Annotated in this window: 14 protein-coding genes and 1 rRNA gene; 12 read left to right on the top strand and 3 right to left on the bottom strand. The window is 73.4% G+C overall.

Features of this window, described 5'->3' with window-relative positions:
- Nucleotides 1-142: 142 nt before the first annotated feature.
- A 5S ribosomal RNA gene (gene rrf, locus HNR22_RS00010) occupies nucleotides 143-259 on the top strand.
- A gap of 90 nt (nucleotides 260-349) precedes the next feature.
- On the opposite strand, the gene HNR22_RS00015 is transcribed toward rrf, so the two are convergent.
- Nucleotides 350-2,278, bottom strand: coding sequence for a hypothetical protein (locus tag HNR22_RS00015; RefSeq protein WP_179778420.1), 1,929 nt, complete (start codon nucleotides 2,276-2,278; stop codon nucleotides 350-352).
- Here HNR22_RS00015 and HNR22_RS00020 point away from each other — a divergent pair.
- Nucleotides 2,267-3,271 (top strand): tetratricopeptide repeat protein, encoded by a 1,005-nt coding sequence (locus tag HNR22_RS00020; protein WP_343060023.1) that lies wholly within the window; start codon nucleotides 2,267-2,269, stop codon nucleotides 3,269-3,271. The two genes, HNR22_RS00015 and HNR22_RS00020, sit on opposite strands and share 12 nt — an antisense overlap.
- On the top strand, nucleotides 3,268-4,299 hold the full coding sequence (locus tag HNR22_RS00025; protein ID WP_179778427.1) for an HAD-IIA family hydrolase: 1,032 nt from the start codon (nucleotides 3,268-3,270) through the stop codon (nucleotides 4,297-4,299). The genes HNR22_RS00020 and HNR22_RS00025 overlap by 4 nt, the downstream gene beginning before the upstream one ends.
- Nucleotides 4,300-4,321: 22 nt before the next feature.
- Here the strand turns inward: HNR22_RS00025 and HNR22_RS00030 are convergent, their stop codons facing one another.
- Entirely contained in the window at nucleotides 4,322-4,660 is a 339-nt protein-coding gene (locus HNR22_RS00030; protein WP_088947517.1) for an SCP2 sterol-binding domain-containing protein, read from the bottom strand.
- Nucleotides 4,661-4,771: 111 nt separating this feature from the next.
- On the opposite strand from HNR22_RS00030, the gene HNR22_RS00035 reads away from it, so the two are divergent.
- The 5 genes from HNR22_RS00035 to HNR22_RS00055 all read left to right on the top strand — a co-directional run bounded on the left by HNR22_RS00035 (nucleotide 4,772) and on the right by HNR22_RS00055 (nucleotide 11,429).
- Nucleotides 4,772-5,386, top strand: coding sequence for a phasin family protein (locus HNR22_RS00035; protein ID WP_179778428.1), 615 nt, complete (start codon nucleotides 4,772-4,774; stop codon nucleotides 5,384-5,386).
- Nucleotides 5,383-5,682, top strand: a complete 300-nt coding sequence (locus HNR22_RS00040) for a hypothetical protein (RefSeq protein ID WP_179778429.1) — start codon at nucleotides 5,383-5,385, stop codon at nucleotides 5,680-5,682. Before HNR22_RS00035 ends, HNR22_RS00040 begins: the two co-directional genes overlap by 4 nt.
- Nucleotides 5,683-5,720: 38 nt before the next feature.
- Nucleotides 5,721-6,584 carry a TlyA family RNA methyltransferase gene (locus HNR22_RS00045; protein WP_179778430.1) on the top strand — a complete coding sequence of 288 codons (864 nt, stop codon included), beginning with the start codon at nucleotides 5,721-5,723 and terminating at the stop codon, nucleotides 6,582-6,584.
- Between the two features lie 85 nt (nucleotides 6,585-6,669).
- Nucleotides 6,670-7,554: an NAD kinase gene (locus tag HNR22_RS00050; RefSeq protein WP_088947520.1), complete on the top strand. Its 885-nt coding sequence runs from the start codon at nucleotides 6,670-6,672 to the stop codon at nucleotides 7,552-7,554.
- 158 nt (nucleotides 7,555-7,712) lie between these two features.
- Nucleotides 7,713-11,429, top strand: coding sequence for a S8 family serine peptidase (locus HNR22_RS00055; RefSeq protein ID WP_179778431.1), 3,717 nt, complete (start codon nucleotides 7,713-7,715; stop codon nucleotides 11,427-11,429).
- Nucleotides 11,430-11,510: 81 nt separating this feature from the next.
- Here HNR22_RS00055 and HNR22_RS00060 read toward each other — a convergent pair whose 3' ends face one another.
- The gene (locus HNR22_RS00060; protein WP_179778432.1) at nucleotides 11,511-12,530 is read right to left on the bottom strand and encodes a helix-turn-helix domain-containing protein; all 1,020 of its coding nucleotides are present in this window, start codon (nucleotides 12,528-12,530) and stop codon (nucleotides 11,511-11,513) included.
- A gap of 89 nt (nucleotides 12,531-12,619) precedes the next feature.
- Between HNR22_RS00060 and recN the strand changes: the two genes are divergently transcribed.
- The 4 genes from recN to HNR22_RS00080 all read left to right on the top strand — a co-directional run bounded on the left by recN (nucleotide 12,620) and on the right by HNR22_RS00080 (nucleotide 17,572).
- Nucleotides 12,620-14,377, top strand: coding sequence for a DNA repair protein RecN (gene recN, locus HNR22_RS00065; protein ID WP_179783317.1), 1,758 nt, complete (start codon nucleotides 12,620-12,622; stop codon nucleotides 14,375-14,377).
- A gap of 119 nt (nucleotides 14,378-14,496) precedes the next feature.
- On the top strand, nucleotides 14,497-15,675 hold the full coding sequence (gene steA, locus HNR22_RS00070) for a putative cytokinetic ring protein SteA (protein ID WP_179778433.1): 1,179 nt from the start codon (nucleotides 14,497-14,499) through the stop codon (nucleotides 15,673-15,675).
- Between the two features lie 27 nt (nucleotides 15,676-15,702).
- Complete coding sequence (locus HNR22_RS00075; protein WP_179778434.1) at nucleotides 15,703-16,644, top strand: copper transporter; 942 nt, start codon at nucleotides 15,703-15,705, stop codon at nucleotides 16,642-16,644.
- 61 nt (nucleotides 16,645-16,705) lie between these two features.
- The gene (locus tag HNR22_RS00080) at nucleotides 16,706-17,572 is read left to right on the top strand and encodes a hypothetical protein (protein WP_179778435.1); all 867 of its coding nucleotides are present in this window, start codon (nucleotides 16,706-16,708) and stop codon (nucleotides 17,570-17,572) included.
- Nucleotide 17,573 lies beyond the last annotated feature (1 nt).

The following is a 17,573-nucleotide window of genomic DNA, read 5'->3' on the forward strand; positions in this document are numbered from 1 at the left end:
CCGGTAACGGGTTCAGTTGACCGGTACTAATAGGCCGAGGACTTGACTACTAAGCTGCTACGCGTCCACTGTGCAACTCTCGATAAACGAACAACAGACCACACATTGTTGGTGTTGGTGTTGTTTGACATGTCGATAGAGTTACGGCGGTCATGGCGGAGGGGAAACGCCCGGTTACATTCCGAACCCGGAAGCTAAGCCCTCCAGCGCCGATGGTACTGCACTCGTGAGGGTGTGGGAGAGTAGGACGCCGCCGGACAATCTTCCAGTCGAGGGCCGCCCCATCCGGGTCGGCCCTCGACTGCGTAGCGCCATTGGTGGCGCAATCAGGAAGGATGTACCTGTGAGTTCAGGACCGCAGGGCGGAGACCGTCCCCGTCGCTACGAAGACCGTACTGACGGCGCGGGCGGACGCGACCGCGGCCCGCGCCGCGATGACCGAGACCGGCCCCCGTACCGGGGAGACCGTGACAACGCTGGTGGCGCCCGCGGCGGCTACGCCGGCGGCCGCGACTCTGGTTCCCGTGGCGGCGACCGGGACAGCTCGCGCTCCAGCGCCCCCCGCGAGGGTGGTTACCGTGGCGGCGACCGCGACGGTTCGCGTTCCAGTGCCCCCCGTGAGGGTGGTTACCGTGGCGGTGACCGCGACGGTTCGCGCTCCGGTGCTCCCCGTGAGGGTGGCTTCCGCGGCGGCGACCGTCGTGAGGGTGGCTTCCGCGGTGGTGACCGTGATGCTTCGCGCTCCAGCGGCCCCCGCGAGGGTGGTTACCGAGGCGGCGACCGCGACGGTTCGCGTTCCGGTGCTCCCCGTGAAGGCGGCTTCCGGGGTGGTGACCGCCGTGAGGGTGGGTTCCGCGGTGGCGACCGTGACGCTTCGCGTTCCAGCGGCCCGCGTGAGGGTGGTTACCGAGGCGGCGACCGCGATGGCTCGCGTTCCGGTGCTCCCCGTGAGGGTGGCTTCCGTGGCGGCGACCGTGACGGCTCGCGTTCCAGCGGCCCGCGCGAGGGCGGCTTCCGTGGTGGTGACCGCGACGGTGGCTTCCGTGGTGGCGACCGCCGCGAGGGCGGCTATCAGGGTGGCGACCGCACCCGCTCCGGTCCGTCCCGTGAGGGCGGCTTCCCTGGTGGTGACCGCGAGGGTGGCTTCCGTGGCGGCGACCGTCGTGAGGGTGGCTTCCGCGAAGGTTCCCGGCCTGGTGCCCCCCGCGAGGGCGGCGGCTTCCGTGGCAGTGACCGTCGTGAGGGTGGTTTCCGCGGCGGTGACCGGCCGAGTGGACCGCGTGACGGCGGCGCGCCCCGTGAGGGTGGCTTCCGTGGCGGCGACCGCGACGGTGGCTTCCGTGGCGGCGATCGCGACGGTGGTTTCCGTGGTGGCGACCGTCGTGAGGGCGGTTTCCGTGGTGGCGACCGTGACGGTGGTTTCCGTGGCGGTGACCGTCGTGAGGGTGGTTTCCGTGGTGGCGACCGGGACGGCTCGCGTTCCAGTGCTCCGCGTGAGGGCGGCTTCCGTGGTGGCGACCGTGACGGTGGTTTCCGCGGTGGCGACCGTCGTGAGGGTGGTTTCCGCGGCGGTGACCGGCCGAGTGGACCGCGTGACGGCGGCGCGCCCCGCGAGGGCGGCTTCCGTGGCGGCGACCGCGACGGTGGTTTCCGGGGCGGTGACCGTCGTGAAGGTGGTTTCCGTGGTGGCGACCGGGACGGCTCGCGTTCCAGTGCTCCGCGTGAGGGCGGTTACCGGGGCGGCGACCGTGACGGTGGTTTCCGCGGCGGTGAGCGTCGTGAGGGCGGTTTCCGCGGCGGTGACCGGCCGAGTGGACCGCGTGACGGCGGCGCGCCCCGCGAGGGCGGCTTCCGTGGCGGCGACCGCGACGGTGGTCCCCGTGGCGGTGACCGCCGTGAGAGTGGCTTCCGAGGTGGTGACCGTCGTGAGGGCGGTGCGCCTCGCGAAGGTGGTTTCCGTGGCGCTCCCCGCGAGGGCGGCTTCCGTGACAGCTCTCGGCCGAGCGGGCCGCGTGAGGGTGGTGGCTACCGTGGCGGCGACCGCGAGGGTGGCTACCGTGGCGGCGACCGGACGGGTGCTCCCCGGGCCGACGACCGGCCGCGTCGTGAGGGCGAGTTCCGCCGCGACGACCGCGCTGGCGGCTCCGAGTCGTACGAGGGTGGGCGTAGCTCTGGCCCGGCGCTGCCGGACGACATCGTCGCGACCGACCTCGACAAGGACGTTCGCGCTGAGCTGCTCTCGTTGAACAAGCCGGTCGCCGAGACGGTGGCCCGGCACCTGGTCGCGACCGGTCAGCTGATCGACGAGGACCCGGCCGAGGCGTTGGCGCACGCGCTGGCTGCCCGGCGGCTCGCGTCGCGCATCTCGGCGGTCCGTGAGGCGGTCGGCCTCGCCGCGTACCACGCGGGGGAGTGGCAGTCGGCGATCGCCGAGCTGCGCACGTACCACCGGATGAGTGGTCTGCAGAGCCACCTGGCCGTGCTCGCGGACTGTGAGCGGGCTCTTGGCCGCCCGGAGCGGGCCATCGACCTGTTCCGTGGCGCCGACCGGGAGAAGTTGGACCAGGCCGTCGCGATCGAGTTGCTCATCGTCGCCGCGGGCGCTCGGGGTGACCTCGGGCAGAAGGACGCCGCGGTCGCGATGCTCCAGGTCCCGGACCTCACCAGTGAGGCCACGGTGCCGTGGACGGCTCGGCTGCGGTACGCGTACGCCGATGCGCTGCTCGCCGTGGGCCGGCGCGAGGAAGCCCGCGAGTGGTTCTCCCGTGCGGCCGACGTGGACACCGAGGGCGAGACCGACGCCGCCGAGCGGCTGCTGGAACTCGACGGCGTGGTCATTGAGGGCGACGACGAGGACGAGGCCGCTGAGGAGATCGCCGCAGGCCCGGGCACTCCGGGCGCGGTTCCGGCCCAGCCGGACGCCGACCTGACCGGCGACGACCGCGACGAGGACGACGACGACCGCGACGAGGACGACGACGACCGCGACGAGGACGACGACGACCGCGACGAGGACGGCGACGACCGCGAGGACGACGACGACCGCGAGGACGACGACGAAGACGAGGACTTCGACGACGACGAGCAGGACGGTGCTGTCGGCCGCCCTGACGACGACGAGGATTCCGTCGACGAGGACGAGGACCGTCACCCGGACGAGGCCGGCAACGGCGACACCGCTGCCGACGGCAGCGTGACGTCCGGCGACGCGGTGAACGCCGACGACACCACCCCCGCCCGGGGTGACGAGTCGGAGCCGACGCAGCGGTGAGCGCGGGTGCGGGGGAGCGGCTGGTCGACGGGTACACCCTGGTCGTCTTCGACCTGGACGGCGTGATCTACCTGATCGACCGGCCGATCCCCGGCGCCGTCGAGGCGGTGGCCCGGCTGCACGACGAGGGGCGGGCGGTGGCGTACGCCACCAACAACGCCTCCCGGCGCTCCAGCGAGGTCGCCGACCTGCTCACCGGGATGGGCGTGCCGGCTCGACCGGAGGAGGTGCTCACCTCCGCCGCGGCCTCGGCCGAACTGTTGCGGGACCGGCTACCCGCCGGCGCGCCGGTGCTGGTGGTCGGCGCGGAGGCCCTGCGCGCCGAACTGCGTGCGGTCGGCCTGACCCCGGTCACCAAGGCCGACGAGAACCCGGCCGCTGTGGTGCAGGGGTACGGGCCGCAGGTCGGCTGGGCCGAACTGGCCGAGGCCTCGGTCGCTGTGCGGGACGGGGCGCTCTGGATCGCCACGAACACCGACCGGACCCTGCCCAGTGGGCGGGGACCGCTGCCCGGCAACGGGTCGCTGGTGGCCGTGCTGCGTACGGCGTTGGAGCGGGACCCCGACGTGGTGGTCGGCAAGCCGGAGTCGGCGCTGTTCGAGACCGCCGCCCGGCGCGCGGGCGGTGGCCGGAGCCTGGTGGTGGGCGACCGACTGGACACCGACATCGAGGGCGCCCGGCGTGCCGACCTGGACAGCCTGCTGGTGCTCACCGGCGTCAGCGGCGTACCGGATCTGCTGGCCGCCGAACCGCGGCGGCGTCCCACGTACGTCGCGAGGGACCTGGCGGGGCTCTTCGACCCGGCTGCCGCCGTGCGGGTCCCGGGCCCGGCGGACGCCGGCGGCTGGTCCGTGACCGACCGCGACGGGCTGCTGGAACTGGCCGGGTCGGGTCGTCCGCTGGATGCGTTGGCCGCGCTCTGCGCGGTGGCCTGGTCGACGTCGGAGCCGGCGCTGCCGAAGATCCGCCCGATCGGCCCGGACGCGGCCCACACGCTGGAGAGCTTCGGTCTGACCGCCACTGCCTGACCGGGTCGGGCGAACGGGTTCGTCAGAGCAGTTTGCGCAGCTTCAGCAGGTCGAACGGGTTGGCCTTGATCGACACCCGGCGGGAGGTCACCGCGCTGGTGACGTCGAGGTCGCCGCGGACCAGGGCGAGCAGGTCGTCGCTGGACGTGCTCAGCGCGATCTTGGCTTTGGGGTCGTCGCCGTCGGTCAACTCGACCAGCCGACCGCCGGTGATCCGGCCGTGGAACGCGGTGTCCAGGTCGGTGATCCGGCAGGCCAGCGTCCGGTCCAGGTCGATCCGTTCGCGCACCGTCTCCGCGTTGCGGTCCAGCCGGGCGGCCAGCTCCTGCAATGCCTGCCGGCACTCGTCCACGCTGGCCACATCTCCCCCTCGCTGATCGCCACGCCGTCCTCGGCACCGTACCGCACGGCACGGTCCGGGGTGCCCGGTAGCGTGACACCTGCACACCCCGCCCCGTGGAAGGACTCAGGCATGCAGGACGCGTGGCGCGCCTACCTCGAACTGGCCATGGGCCTCGCGGAGGCGCCCCGGAAGAAGGCCCAGGACGTGGCACGTCGCCTCGTCGGCTCCGGCGGCGCGACCGCCGCCCAACTCCAGGCGCTCGGCGAGGAACTGGTCACCACCGGCGCCGCCAACCGGGAGGCGCTGACCAAGCTGGTCCGCTTCGAGGTCGACCGGGCCCTCGGCGCGGTCGGGCTGGCCACCGCCGACGAGGTGGCCGAGCTGACCCGACGGGTGCACGACCTGGAGCGGCAACTCCGCGAGGCGCGTGCCGTCGAGCCGGCGCACGCGCCGACCGCCGGCCCCCGGGAGCAACCCGATCCGACCCTCGCCGCGCCGCCCGGCGACCGTCTCGTGCCGTCCGACGGCCCGGCCGGTGCCCCGGTCTCCGCGCCGACGGCCGAGAAGGCCGTGGCGAAGAAGCCCGTGGCAAAGAAGGCCGTGGCGAAGAAGGCGATAGCCAAGAAGGCCATCGCGAGGAAGCCGCCGGCGACGATCAGCCGGACCGACGACGACACCCCGACCCCGGCGGTCATGCCGGCCAAGAAGGCGGCCCGTCCGCAGCCGCCGGACGCCGCCGAATGAGCCGGCCCCATCCGCCGACGGGCGGGTCGCTCCCGGCCCGGCCCGGTCCGCCGGCTGGCGGGTCGTTCGCCGCCCGACCCGGCCCTCCCGCAGGCGCCCGACCCGGCCCTCCCGCGGGCGCCCGCCCCGGGCCGCTGCTGGACGTCGGGGACGACGAGGCGCGGCACCCGGCGGTGGACGCCGCCGTGCAGGCCATGACCAATGCGGCGACGCTCGCCCCGGCCGACCAGATCGCGCAGTACGAAGCGGCCTACGAGACGCTGCGGGAAACCCTCGCCACCATCGACCAGACCTGAGCCGGACGACCAGGGCTGAGGAGACCGGAGAACCACCCATGGCACGTCGTAACCGGCTGGACGCCGAACTCGTCCGCCGCGGTCTGGCCCGCTCCCGGGAGCAGGCCGCCGCGTTGGTGGAGGCCGGCCGGGTCCAGCTGCGCGGGGTGGTCGCGCGCAAGGCCGCCGCGATGGTCGACCCCGCCGATCCCCTCCTGGTGACCGGTGCGGACCCGGCCGAGGAGTACGTCTCCCGGGGCGGGCACAAGCTCGCCGGCGCGCTGGCCGCGTTCGGCGCCGGTGGGCTGCGCGTCGCCGGACGGCGCTGCCTGGACGCCGGCGCCTCCACCGGTGGCTTCACCGACGTGCTGCTGCGCGCCGACGCCGCCGAGGTGGTGGCCGTGGACGTCGGCTACGGGCAGCTCGCCTGGCCGCTGCGCACGAACGAGCGGGTGCGCGTCCTGGAACGCACCAATGTTCGTACCCTCGACGCCGAGACGATCGGCGGGCCTGTCGACCTCACGGTGGCCGACCTGTCGTTCATCTCGCTGCGGCTGGTGCTGCCGGCGCTGGCCGGCTGCACCCGCGACGACGGTGACCTGGCGTTGATGGTGAAGCCGCAGTTCGAGGTCGGCAAGGACCGGGTCGGCGCCGGTGGTGTGGTGCGCGATCCGGAGCTGCGCGCCGAAGCGGTGCTGGACGTGGCCGCGGCGGCCGAGCGGCTCGGTCTCGGGTTGGCGGACGTGGCGGCCAGCCCGCTGCCCGGGCCGAGCGGCAACGTGGAGTTCTTCGTATGGTTGCGCCGGGGCGCACCGCCGGCCGACCCGCAACGGGTGCGGGCCGTGGTGGCGGCTGGGCCGGATGGCCCGACGACGGCCGGCGACGTGCCGGACGTGGCGGCGGCGGAGGAGGTCGCAGGGTGAACGCGCGCAGCGAGGGCACTGGCACGACACACGGTTGTGCCGGTGCGACGGTGGCGCACCGCCGCCCGGTCGGGCGGGTGGCCCGATGAGCCGGACCGCGCTGCTGGTGACGCACACCGGCCGTCGGCGTAGCACCGAGCACGCCCGGTCGGTCGCGGCCGACCTGATCGCCGCGGGTTTCGAGGTACGGGTGGTCGCCGACGAGGCCGACGACCTGGACCTGCCCGGCGTGGTGCCGGTCGCCGGCCAGCAGGCCGCCGAGGGCGCCGAGATCGTCTTCGCGCTCGGGGGCGACGGCACCTTCCTGCGTGCCGCCGAGCTGGCCCGCCCGGCGAAGGTGCCGCTGCTCGGCATCAACCTCGGCAAGGTCGGTTTCCTGGCCGAGGCGGAGATCGACGACCTGGACGTCGCGGTGCGGGACGTCGTCAGTCGCAACTACACGGTCGACGAGCGGCTCACCCTGGACGTCACCGCCGAGTTCGACGGTGGGCCGACCATCGAGTCCTGGGCGCTCAACGAGATCAGCATCGAGAAGGGCGAGCGGGCCCAGATGCTCGAACTGCTCGTCGACGTGGACGGGCGCCCGCTGTCCCGCTACGGCTGTGACGGTGTCGTCTGCGCCACGCCCACCGGCTCCACCGCGTACGCGTTCTCAGGTGGTGGCCCGGTGGTCTGGCCGGAGGTGGAGGCGTTGCTGCTGGTGCCGATCAGCGCGCACGCGTTGTTCAGCCGCCCGCTGGTCACGGCCCCGACGTCCACCTTCGTGATCACCGTTGACCCGTTCACCACCCTCGCGGTGCTCTCCTGCGACGGGCGTCGGGTCTACGACCTGCCGCCCGGTGCCCGGGTGACGGTGCGTCGGGGCGCCCTGCCGGTGCGCATCGTGCGGTTGCGGCCCCGCCCGTTCACCGACCGGCTGGTCGCCAAGTTCGCTCTGCCCGTGCACGGTTGGCGCGGCAGCCGCCGGTGACCGTGGCGCATACGGTCGGTGGAGGTCGGTTGTCCACCTGACGACATGTCGCCGCTGCGGCGGCTGATGACTAGTGACCTGGTGACAGGCTCCGACGCAGACTCCGATCGGCCCTCATCTACGGATGGCGGGCCTGGAGGAGTAGAGGAGCACATCGCATGCACTGGTCCCCACGCTGGCTCGCCGTCGGTGCGGTCGGCGCGTTGGTGGTCGGCCTCGCCGCACCGGCGTCCGCCGACCCGCCCGCCCGGCCCACCGGCCCGACGGCGGGCACACCCGTCCCGGGCGCCGCGCCCGTTCGTCTCACGCTGATCACCGGCGACCAGGTCGACCTGGTGCGGGCCGCACCTGGCCGGGTCGCCGCCACCGTCCGCCCGGGACCCGGGCGCGAGCGGATCGTGTTCCAGACCATGGAGGTCGACGGCGCGCTGCGGGTGCTTCCCAGCGACGCCCTGCCCTACGTCTCCAGCGGGGTTCTCGACGCCAAGCTGTTCGACGTGCAGAAGTTGGCCGCCGACGGCTACGGCGACGCCGCGCAGGGCAACCTGCCGCTGATCGTGCGCTACCAGGAGCCGGCCGCCGGCCGGGTCCGGCCGCTCGCCGTCGCCGCGGACGCCCGCCCCCTGGAGAGCATCAACGGCGCGGCGCTGCGGGTCGGCAAGGGTGACCTCGGCGGCCTGTGGAGCACGCTCGCCGGCACGCCGACCACCCGGACCACGGCCGCCGCGCCCCGGTTGGGCGGCGGCATCGCCCGGATCTGGCTGGACGGGAAGGTCCGCCCGACGCTGGAGCACAGCGTGCCGCAGATCGGCGCCCCGCAGGCCTGGGCGGCCGGCCGGGACGGCACTGGCGTGACGGTGGCCGTCCTGGACACCGGCGTCGACGCCACCCACCCCGACCTGGCCGGACGGATCGCCGAGGCGCGGGACTTCTCCGCCAGCGGCAGCGCCCGTGACGGTCACGGCCATGGCACGCACGTCGCGGCCACCATCGCCGGCAGTGGCAACGCGTCCGCGGGGCTGCGCAAGGGTGTTGCGCCCGGCGCGCGGCTGCTGGTCGGCAAGGTGCTCGACGACGGTGGCTCCGGCTACGACTCGTCCATCATCGCCGGCATGGAGTGGGCCGCCCACTCCGGCGCGAAGGTCGTCAGCATGAGCCTCGGCGGCGATCCGACCGACGGCACCGACCCGATGAGCCAGGCCGTCAACGACCTGACCGCCGAGACCGGCGCGCTCTTCGTGGTCGCCGCCGGCAACGCGGGCGAGGCGCGTACCGTCGGTTCGCCGGGCGCGGCCGCGGCGGCGCTCACCGTCGGCGCGGTCGACCGCGCCGACAACCTGGCGGAGTTCTCCAGCCGTGGTCCGCGACTCGGCGACAACGGACTCAAGCCGGAGATCACCGCCCCGGGCGTCGGGATCGTCGCCGCGCGGGCCGCCGGCACCACAATGGGTACGCCGGTGGGCGACGCCTACACGACCGCGTCCGGGACCTCGATGGCCACTCCGCACGTGGCCGGCGCGGCGGCGATCCTCGCCCAGGAACACCCGGACTGGGCCGCCGGGACGCTCAAGGACGCGCTGGTGAGCACCACGAAGGCCAACCCGGCGCTGACCGTCTTCGAGCAGGGTGGCGGCCGGGTCGACGTGGCTCGGGCGCTCAAGCAGCAGGTGTACGCCTCGGCCACCGCTGACTTCGGACGGATCCAGACCGGCACCGCGCCGGTCGAGCGGACCGTGACGTACACCAACGGCACGAAGGTCGCGCAGACCCTGCGGCCGGTCCTGGAGCTGCGCAACCTGGACAGCGGCGCGGCCGAGACCGACGGGGTCTCGGTGGCCTCCGGCGCGGTGACAGTGCCGGCGGGCGGAAGCGTCGCCGTGCCGCTGCGTGCCGACCCGGCGAAGCTGGCCCGGGGCCCGCACGGTGGCTGGCTGGTGGCGACCGGTACGGACGGCGTCGCCGTGCGCACGCCGGTCGGGCTCACCGTCAGCGGCCCGTTGCACCAGGTCACCATCAAGGTGTTGGACCGGCAGGGTCAGCTGACCCTCTCGCCGGGGTTGACCCTCTTCGGTGAGCAGACCGAGTCGGACTTCTGGGGCTGGTGGCCGGGCGAGGGCACCCTCCAGGTCGAGGAGGGCACCTACCTGCTGACCGCGATGATCGAGCACGGCGCTCCCCTGGATGAGCAGTTGACCGAGGCCGTCGAGCCGGAGCTGGTCGTCGACCGGGACCTGACAGTGGTCCTCGACGCGCGCAAGGGCACACCGGTGCGGATCGAGACACCGAAGCCCAGCGAGCAGCGGGCCACGCTCAGCTACTACGTGCACCGGGTGTTGGCCAACGGCCGGCAGATCGACCACGGCGTGATGGCCTACAGCACCGTGCAGCAGGTCAACGTCACGCCGACCCGCCAGGTGCGCCAGGGTGAGTTCGAGTTCGCCTCGCGCTGGCAGCTCGTCGCACCGATGGTGGACGCGAAGGTCAGCGGGGTGCCCGCTCCACTGGACATCAACCTGCTGGGTACGTCACCGGCACCGACCGGCCGGCGCAAGCTGCCCCTGGTCTGGGCCGGCACCGGGACGCCCGCCGAGCTGACCCGGGTGCGGGGCGCCGCGGCGCTGCTCGCCACCGACCCGGACCGTTCCGAGGACGAGCAGGTTGCCGCCGCGGCGGCCGCTGGCGCCGCAATGGTGCTGATCGTTCGGCCGGCGGACTTCTCGGCGTGGACGGTGTGGCGCCCGATCGGGGACCGGCTGCCGATCCCGTCGATGGTGGTCGCGTACGACGACGGGCAGCGGTTGATCGCAGCGGCGCGCAAGGGCCGGGCGACGCTCGACCTGACGCTCACCGTGGACAGCCCGTACCTGTATGACGTGTGGCAGGTGTCGAAGGGCCGGGTGCCGGAGCGCATCGTGCACACCGTGACCGCGAAGAACACGGCCGAGGTGACCGCGAGCTACGGCGACACGGGTGCCGCTTGGGCCAGCGAGGAGCGGTTCGGCTGGCGTCCGTGGCAGGAGTACTCCTGGAACGACGACCAGCGCATGGTCCGCACCGGCACCACCCGGCAGGAGTTCGTCAGTGCCGGGGACAACTGGTGGCAGCACCGGGTCCAGCACAAGCTCATGTTCATGCAGTGGGGGCAGTTGACCGGCGGCCTGACCGAGGAGCCCCGGCGCTACGACGCCGACGACCGGGAGACCGAGACCTGGCACGCCCCGGTGATCCGGCCGGCCGTACCGGCCAGCGGGGCGCCGGTGCCCACGCGTACCGGTGACAGCCTGGACCTGCGGGTGCCGGAGTTCGTCGACGCGGACGGCCACTACAGCGTCGCCGGGAACAGTGAGGAGTCGGACACCGTCGAGGCGCGGGTCAGCCGGGACGGGAAGCAGATCGCCGACCTGTCCGGCGGGTGGGCCCCGGTGCCCACCACGGCGCAGCGGGCCCGCTACCGACTGGACCTGACGACGAAGCGGTCCTCGGCCGAGTGGCGCTACGGCACCCGGACCGACACGGCCTGGGAGTTCACCTCGGCCCGACCGACGGGCGACGCCAAACCGTTGTCGCTGTTGCAGGTGGACTACCAGGTGCCGGCCGACCTGCTCGGCACGGTACGCGGCAACCGCCCCCACCAGCTGGGGGTGACCCTGCGCCAGCCGGCCGGGGTGGCCGCGCCGACCGGCACCAGCGTCCGGGTGCAGGTCTCCTTCGACGGGGGCGTCAGCTGGCGGAACGCCCCCACCAGAGGATCGGGCACCCGGTACACCACGACCGTGCCCGCTGGCCGGGGAACGGTGTCGTTGCGGGTGCACGCCGCCGACCGGGCCGGGAACACCGTCGACCAGACGGTGCTCCAGGCGTACGGGCTGCGCTGATCCGGGAGGGCGGGGCGGTCACGCCGTCCCGCCCACCCGCCGGAGGGGTCCACCGTTTTCCGACGGTGGGCCCCTCCGGCGTCAGAGCCAGCCGCGTCGGGCGACCTGGAACGCCAGCCCGGGCCGGGTGTCCACGCCGGCGGCGGCCATCAGGTCGGCGATCCGCCGCTGCACGGTCCGCCGGCTCACGCCGAGCTGGGAGGCGATGGACTTGTCCGGTACGCCGGCCACGAACAGCGACAACAGCCGTGCCTCGTCGGCATCCGGCTGGTAACCGTCGCTCGGGTGGTCCTCGGGGTCCGGCCGCCGGTTCTCGGCCGCCGCGACGGTGAGGGGGTCGTCGAGCCGCAGTCGGGTGGCCACCCGCCAGTGGCTCTCGAAGAGGGCGAGCAGGGCGTCGAGCAGTTGACTGCGACCGATCACGGCGGCGCTCGGCTCCCCACCGTCGCGGTCAGGCACCAACGGGCAGATGGCGGTGCTGGCGTCCACGATGGCCAGTCGGACCGGCAGCCGGTCCAGCACCCGGGCCTGCTCGCCGGCGGCGACGCCCTTGGCCAGGTCGGCCAGCGCGCCCGGTTCCAGCAGCAGGTCACGCTCGTAGATGGCCCGGTAGGTCACCCCGCGGGCCAGCGCGTCGAACTCCTCGACGTTCTCCGGGCCGGCCATCGCCAGGGGGTTGGCCCGGCAGAACCAGAGCACCTCGGTACGCGCCGCATTCTGCAGATCGCGCAAACGGTCCCGCAGGACCCGGGCGCCGGTGATCACCTCGACGAGGTGGTCCACGTGGTGCCGGCGTAGCCCGGACCGGTACTCCTCGGCCAGTTGGGTGACCCGGCGGCGGGCCGCCTCCAGGTCCTCCTGACGACGCAGCAGCGCCCCGCCGAGGGCGACATCCGGGGCGGTCGGGCGCAGTGGCGCGTCGGGGTCGGTGTCGGTGGGCTGCACCAGACCCTTGGCGCGCAGGGCCTCGACCTGGGCGACGACCTGCTCACGGGGGCGTTGCAGACGAGCGACCAGGTCGTCGACGCGCGCCACCGTGAGCTGTAGCAGGCAGCGGTAGAGCTCCTCTTCAGCCGAGGTCAGGCCGATCACGTCCAACACGGGGCAGAACTGTACGTCGGCCGGGTGCCGGCCCCTCCCGGGCCCGTCGGCTGGTCAACTGTCGGGCCTCGCGTCTACTGTCGGTGGCTGTGCTGGAAGAGCTGCGCATCACCGGACTGGGCGTCATCGACGACACCACGCTGCCGTTGACCGGCGGGATGAACGTCATCACCGGCGAGACCGGTGCGGGCAAGACGATGGTCGTCACCGGCCTCGGCCTGCTCTTCGGCGGTCGGGCCGACGCCGGGCGGGTTCGCGCCCAACCCGGCCGGGCGGTGGTCGAGGGGCGGTTGCGCCTGACCGGGCGGGTCGCCGACGCCGTGCACGCGCGGATCACCGAGGCCGGTGGGGAGCCCGACGAGGACGGCTCGGTGCTGCTGAGCCGCACGGTGACGGTGGAGGGGCGCTCACGCGCCCACGTCGGCGGCCGCAGCATGCCGGTGTCGATGCTCGGTGAGGTCGGCGAGCAGGCGGTGGCCGTGCACGGGCAGTCCGACCAGCTGCGGCTGCTGCGCCCGGCCGAGCAGCGGGCCGCACTGGACCGCTTCGCCGGCCCGGCACACGAGAAGCTGCTCGACGCGCTGCGCGAGGCGTACACGGGGTGGCGGCGGGTGGTCGACGACCTGGCCGACCGGCGGCGCAACGCCCGCGAGCGCAGCCAGGAGGCCGATCTGCTGCGGCTGGGCCTGGACGAGATCACCCGGGTCGATCCGCAGCCCGGTGAGGACGACGAGCTGAAGACCGAGGCGCAGCGGCTGGAGCACGCCGAGGGGCTGCGCACGGCCGCGCAGATCGCCCAGCAGTGTGTGGCGGGTGGCGCCGAGGCCGCCGAGGAGGCGCCCGACGCGGCGGCGTTGCTCGGGACCGCCCGACGGACCCTCGAGGCGCAGGCCGGCACCGACCCGGCGCTGGGTGAGTTGGCGTCGCGCCTGGAGGAGGCGGCCACGCTGGTCACCGACGTGTCGGCGGAGCTGTCGTCGTACCTGGCGACGCTCGACGCGGACCCGGCCCGGTTGCAGCACGTCTACGAGCGGCGGGCGGCGCTGCGCGCCCTGACCCGCAAGTACGCCGACGACGTCGACGGTGTGATCGCCTGGGCCGATCGGGCGCGGACCCGACTGTCCGATCTGGACACCTCCGACGATCTGCTCGACGAGTTGGAGCGGGAGGGTCAGCGGCTCGCCGTCGAGGTGGCCGACCTGGCCGGGCGGGTGTCGGCCTCCCGGCAGGAGGCGGCGGTCCGGTTCGCCGACCAGGTCACCGTGGAGCTGGCCGGGCTGGCCATGCCACACGCGCGCATCGAGGTGGCGGTGCTTCCTCGCCCGGCCGGGCGCGCCGAGCCGACGCTGTCGGTCAACGGTGTCGAGGTGGGTGTCACCCCCGATGGCGGCGACGAGGTGGAGCTGCGATTGCTGGCCCACCCGGGCGCGCCGTCGTTGCCGTTGCAGCGCGGCGCCTCCGGCGGTGAGCTGTCCCGGGTGATGCTCGCCATCGAGGTGGTCTTCGCGGGCTCGGGTGGCCCGCCCACGCTGGTCTTCGACGAGGTCGACGCGGGTGTCGGCGGTCAGGCGGCGGTGGAGATCGGCCGGCGGCTGGCCCGGCTGGCCCGCAGCCACCAGGTGCTGGTCGTCACGCACCTGCCGCAGGTTGCCGCGTTCGCCGACCGGCACCTGGTGGTGGCGAAGGACACCGGGGGCGCGGTGACGACCAGCGGGGTGCGGGTCGTGGAGGACACCGAGCGGGCCCGGGAGCTGGCCCGGATGCTGGCAGGTTTGCCCGACTCCGATCTGGGTATCGCCCACGCCGAGGAGCTTCTGGCCGTGGCCGCCAAGGAAAGGCGGTTGTGACGCCGCGTATTGTGAGCGCAAGCACACCGGCTTGTGCCGACGTGTGCTTCCCTGGGTAGGCGGCCCTGCTCAGGCATGTCGCGACAGAAAAGCCTGCCTCACATGCCAGGATGGTCACGATGCGTCTACCCACGTTGCGCCGAAACAGAAGCTCCGAACCGGGCAGAGTCCTCGGCACCGCGCGCCTTGATCGCCGGACGAAACGCCTGGTCGGTCGGCTGCGCCCTGGTGACATCGCGATCATCGACCACGTCGACCTGGACCGGGTGGCGGCGGATTCGTTGGTAGCTGTCGGTGTCGCGGCGGTGCTCAACGCCAAGCCGTCGGTCTCCGGTCGCTACCCGAACCTCGGCCCCGAGGTCCTGATCGCCGCCGGCATCCCGCTCCTCGACGACCTCGGCGAGGGCGTCTTCGAACGGATCCGCGAAGGCGACCAGGTGCGCATCGAGGGCAACACGGTCTTCGCCGGTGACGAGCCGGTGGCCCACGGCAGTCTGCAGGACGCCGAGACGGTCGCCAAGGCCATGGCCGACGCCCGGGAGGGTCTGTCGGTGCAGTTGGAGGCGTTCGCCGCCAACACGATGGACTACCTGCGCCAGGAACGCGACCTGCTGCTCGACGGTGTGGGCGTGCCGGACATCGACACCCAGATCCAGGGTCGGCACTGCCTGATCGTGGTGCGCGGCTACGACTACAAGGCCGACCTGGACGTGCTGCGCCCGTACATCCGGGAGTTCAAGCCGGTGCTGATCGGCGTCGACGGGGGCGCGGACGCCCTGGTCGAGGCGGGCTACACCCCCGACATGATCATCGGGGACATGGATTCCGTCACCGACGACGTGCTGCGGTGCGGCGCCGAGGTGATCGTGCACGCGTACCCGGACGGGCGCGCCCCCGGCCTGCCCCGGGTCAACGGCCTCGGCGTCCCGGCGGTGACCTTCCCGGCCGCGGCGACCAGCGAGGATCTGGCCATGCTGCTCGCCGACGAGAAGGGCGCCTCGCTGCTGGTCGCGGTGGGCACCCACGCCACCCTCGTCGAGTTCCTCGACAAGGGGCGCGGCGGGATGGCCTCGACCTTTCTGACCCGGCTCAAGGTCGGCGGCAAGCTGGTCGACGCCAAGGGTGTGAGCCGGCTCTACCGGCAGAACATCTCCGGCTCGTCGTTGCTCCTGCTGGTGCTGTCGGCGATCGCGGCGATGGCGTCCGCGGTGGCCGTTTCGACCGTCGGGAAGGCGTACCTGGGCGTGGTCGCCGAATGGTGGGACAATTTCGTGTTCCAGCTGTACCGGCTCTTCTAGTTCCCGACCGATCAAGAGGCTGCAAGCGTGATCAACTTCCGCTACCACGTGGTGTCCCTCACCGCGGTCTTCCTGGCTCTGGCGATCGGCCTGGTGGTCGGCACAGCCGCCCTCAACGGCCCCGTCGCCGACTCCCTCGAGGGGCAGGTCACCGGTCTGCGCAAGGACAACCAGAACTGGCGCCAGACGGTCAGCAACATGGAGAAGCAGCTCGGCATGGAGGAGAAGTTCGCCGAGGAGATGTCGCAGGTCGTCCTGCCCGGCACCCTCACCGGGCGTCGGGTGGTGGTGCTCAGCCTGCCGAACGGGCGCGACCACACCGAGGGTGTGCTCAAGAAGCTCCAGCTCGGCGGGGCCACCATCACCGGCCGCGTCGACCTGCAGGACAAGTTCATCAACCCGGACAACAACTCCAACCTGCTGGAGTTGGCCGCCACCGCCGCCCGCCCGACCGCGCAGACCACCGGCCTGCCGGGCAACGCGCACGGTGTGGAGACCTCCAGCGCGCTGCTGGCCAGCGTCCTGCTGGACCGGTCCCAGGGCATCGCGCCGGTCAGCGACGCCGATCGGCGGGCGGTGCTCGCCGCGTACAACAACGCGGGCTACCTGACCACCGACAGCAACAAGGTCACCGGGTCGGCGGAGGCGGTCGTCGTGGTCAGCGGCCAGCCGTACGTCGACAAGGACTCCGAGAAGCGGGACGAGTCGGTCGTCAAGATCGCCGAGCAGTTCGACCGCACCGGGTCGATCGTGGTTGCCGGCAATGGCTCCGTCGGCGGCAACCTGGTGTCGGTGGTCCGCGGTGACCCGGTGCTCGCCCAGACCATCTCGACTGTCGACAACGCCAACACCGGGCAGGGTCAGCTGGTCACCAGCCTCGCCCTGGTGCAGCAACTCACCGAGAAGAAGGCCGGACAGTACGGCGTCGGCGACAACGCCGCATCCCTGCTGCCTAGACTGCCCCAGTGAGCGAACGACGTACCCCCGTGTCCGTAATCGACGAGGCGGCGCGAGCGCACCGGAGGGTGGCGTGAGGGCGCTGGGCCGGCTGCTGATCGCCGGCGCTGGCACCGCGGCGGCCCGGTACGCGCTGCGCGAGGTGCGCACCTCGCCGGCCGGGCCCGCGTTGGACCGCACCAACTTCCGTGGTCGCACCGTGAGCCTGGCCGCCGGTCCGGCGCTGGCCGCCGGTGCTGCCGCCGCGGGCGCGTTCGGTGCCACCAGCGGCGCCTCCGGTGGGGCGGCCCTGGTCGCCGGCCTCGGTGCCGGTGGGGTCGGGCTGTACGACGACGTGGTCGGCGCGCGGCCGGAGCAGAAGGCGGCCAAGGGTTTCGCCGGTCACCTCGCCGCGCTGCGCGAGGGGCGGGTCACCGCGGGCCTGGTGAAGGTCGTCGGGGTGGGCGCCGCCGGGCTGGGCGCCGCCGCGCTCCTGGCCGCCGACCACCGGGTCGCCGCGCACCCGCGCCGGCAGCGCCACGGCGCGTTCGGGCGGGGCGTCGACGTGCTGCTCGGCGCCGGTGTGATCGCCGGCACCGCCAACCTGCTCAACCTGCTCGACCTGCGGCCGGGTCGGGCGATCAAGTCCGGGCTGCTGCTCGCCGCGCCGCTGACCGGTGGCCCGCACGGCGGCATCGCCGCGGGCGCGGCCGGAGCCGCCGCCGGCCTGCTCCGCGACGACCTGGGCGAGGACGTGATGCTCGGCGACAGCGGGGCGAACGCGCTCGGGGCGCTGCTCGGCGTCGCGCTCGCCGCCCGCACCGGCCCGCTCGGCCGGGCCGGGCTGCTCGCCGTGCTCGCCGGGCTGACCGCCGCGAGCGAGAAGGTCAGCTTCACGTCGGTGATCCAGCGGACGCCGGGGCTGCGTGAGCTCGACGCACTGGGCCGGCGCGCCGACTGAC

The sequence above is a fragment of the Micromonospora jinlongensis genome, from assembly GCF_013410645.1.
Taxonomy (GTDB): Bacteria; Actinomycetota; Actinomycetes; order Mycobacteriales; family Micromonosporaceae; genus Micromonospora; species Micromonospora zamorensis.

Coding starts and splice junctions, on each gene's coding strand:
- HNR22_RS00050 (WP_088947520.1), top strand. CDS start 6,670: ATGAGCCGGACCGCGCTGCTGGTGACGCACACCGGCCGTCGGCGTAGC.
- HNR22_RS00035 (WP_179778428.1), top strand. CDS start 4,772: ATGCAGGACGCGTGGCGCGCCTACCTCGAACTGGCCATGGGCCTCGCG.
- HNR22_RS00045 (WP_179778430.1), top strand. CDS start 5,721: ATGGCACGTCGTAACCGGCTGGACGCCGAACTCGTCCGCCGCGGTCTG.
- steA (WP_179778433.1), top strand. CDS start 14,497: ATGCGTCTACCCACGTTGCGCCGAAACAGAAGCTCCGAACCGGGCAGA.
- HNR22_RS00055 (WP_179778431.1), top strand. CDS start 7,713: ATGCACTGGTCCCCACGCTGGCTCGCCGTCGGTGCGGTCGGCGCGTTG.
- HNR22_RS00040 (WP_179778429.1), top strand. CDS start 5,383: ATGAGCCGGCCCCATCCGCCGACGGGCGGGTCGCTCCCGGCCCGGCCC.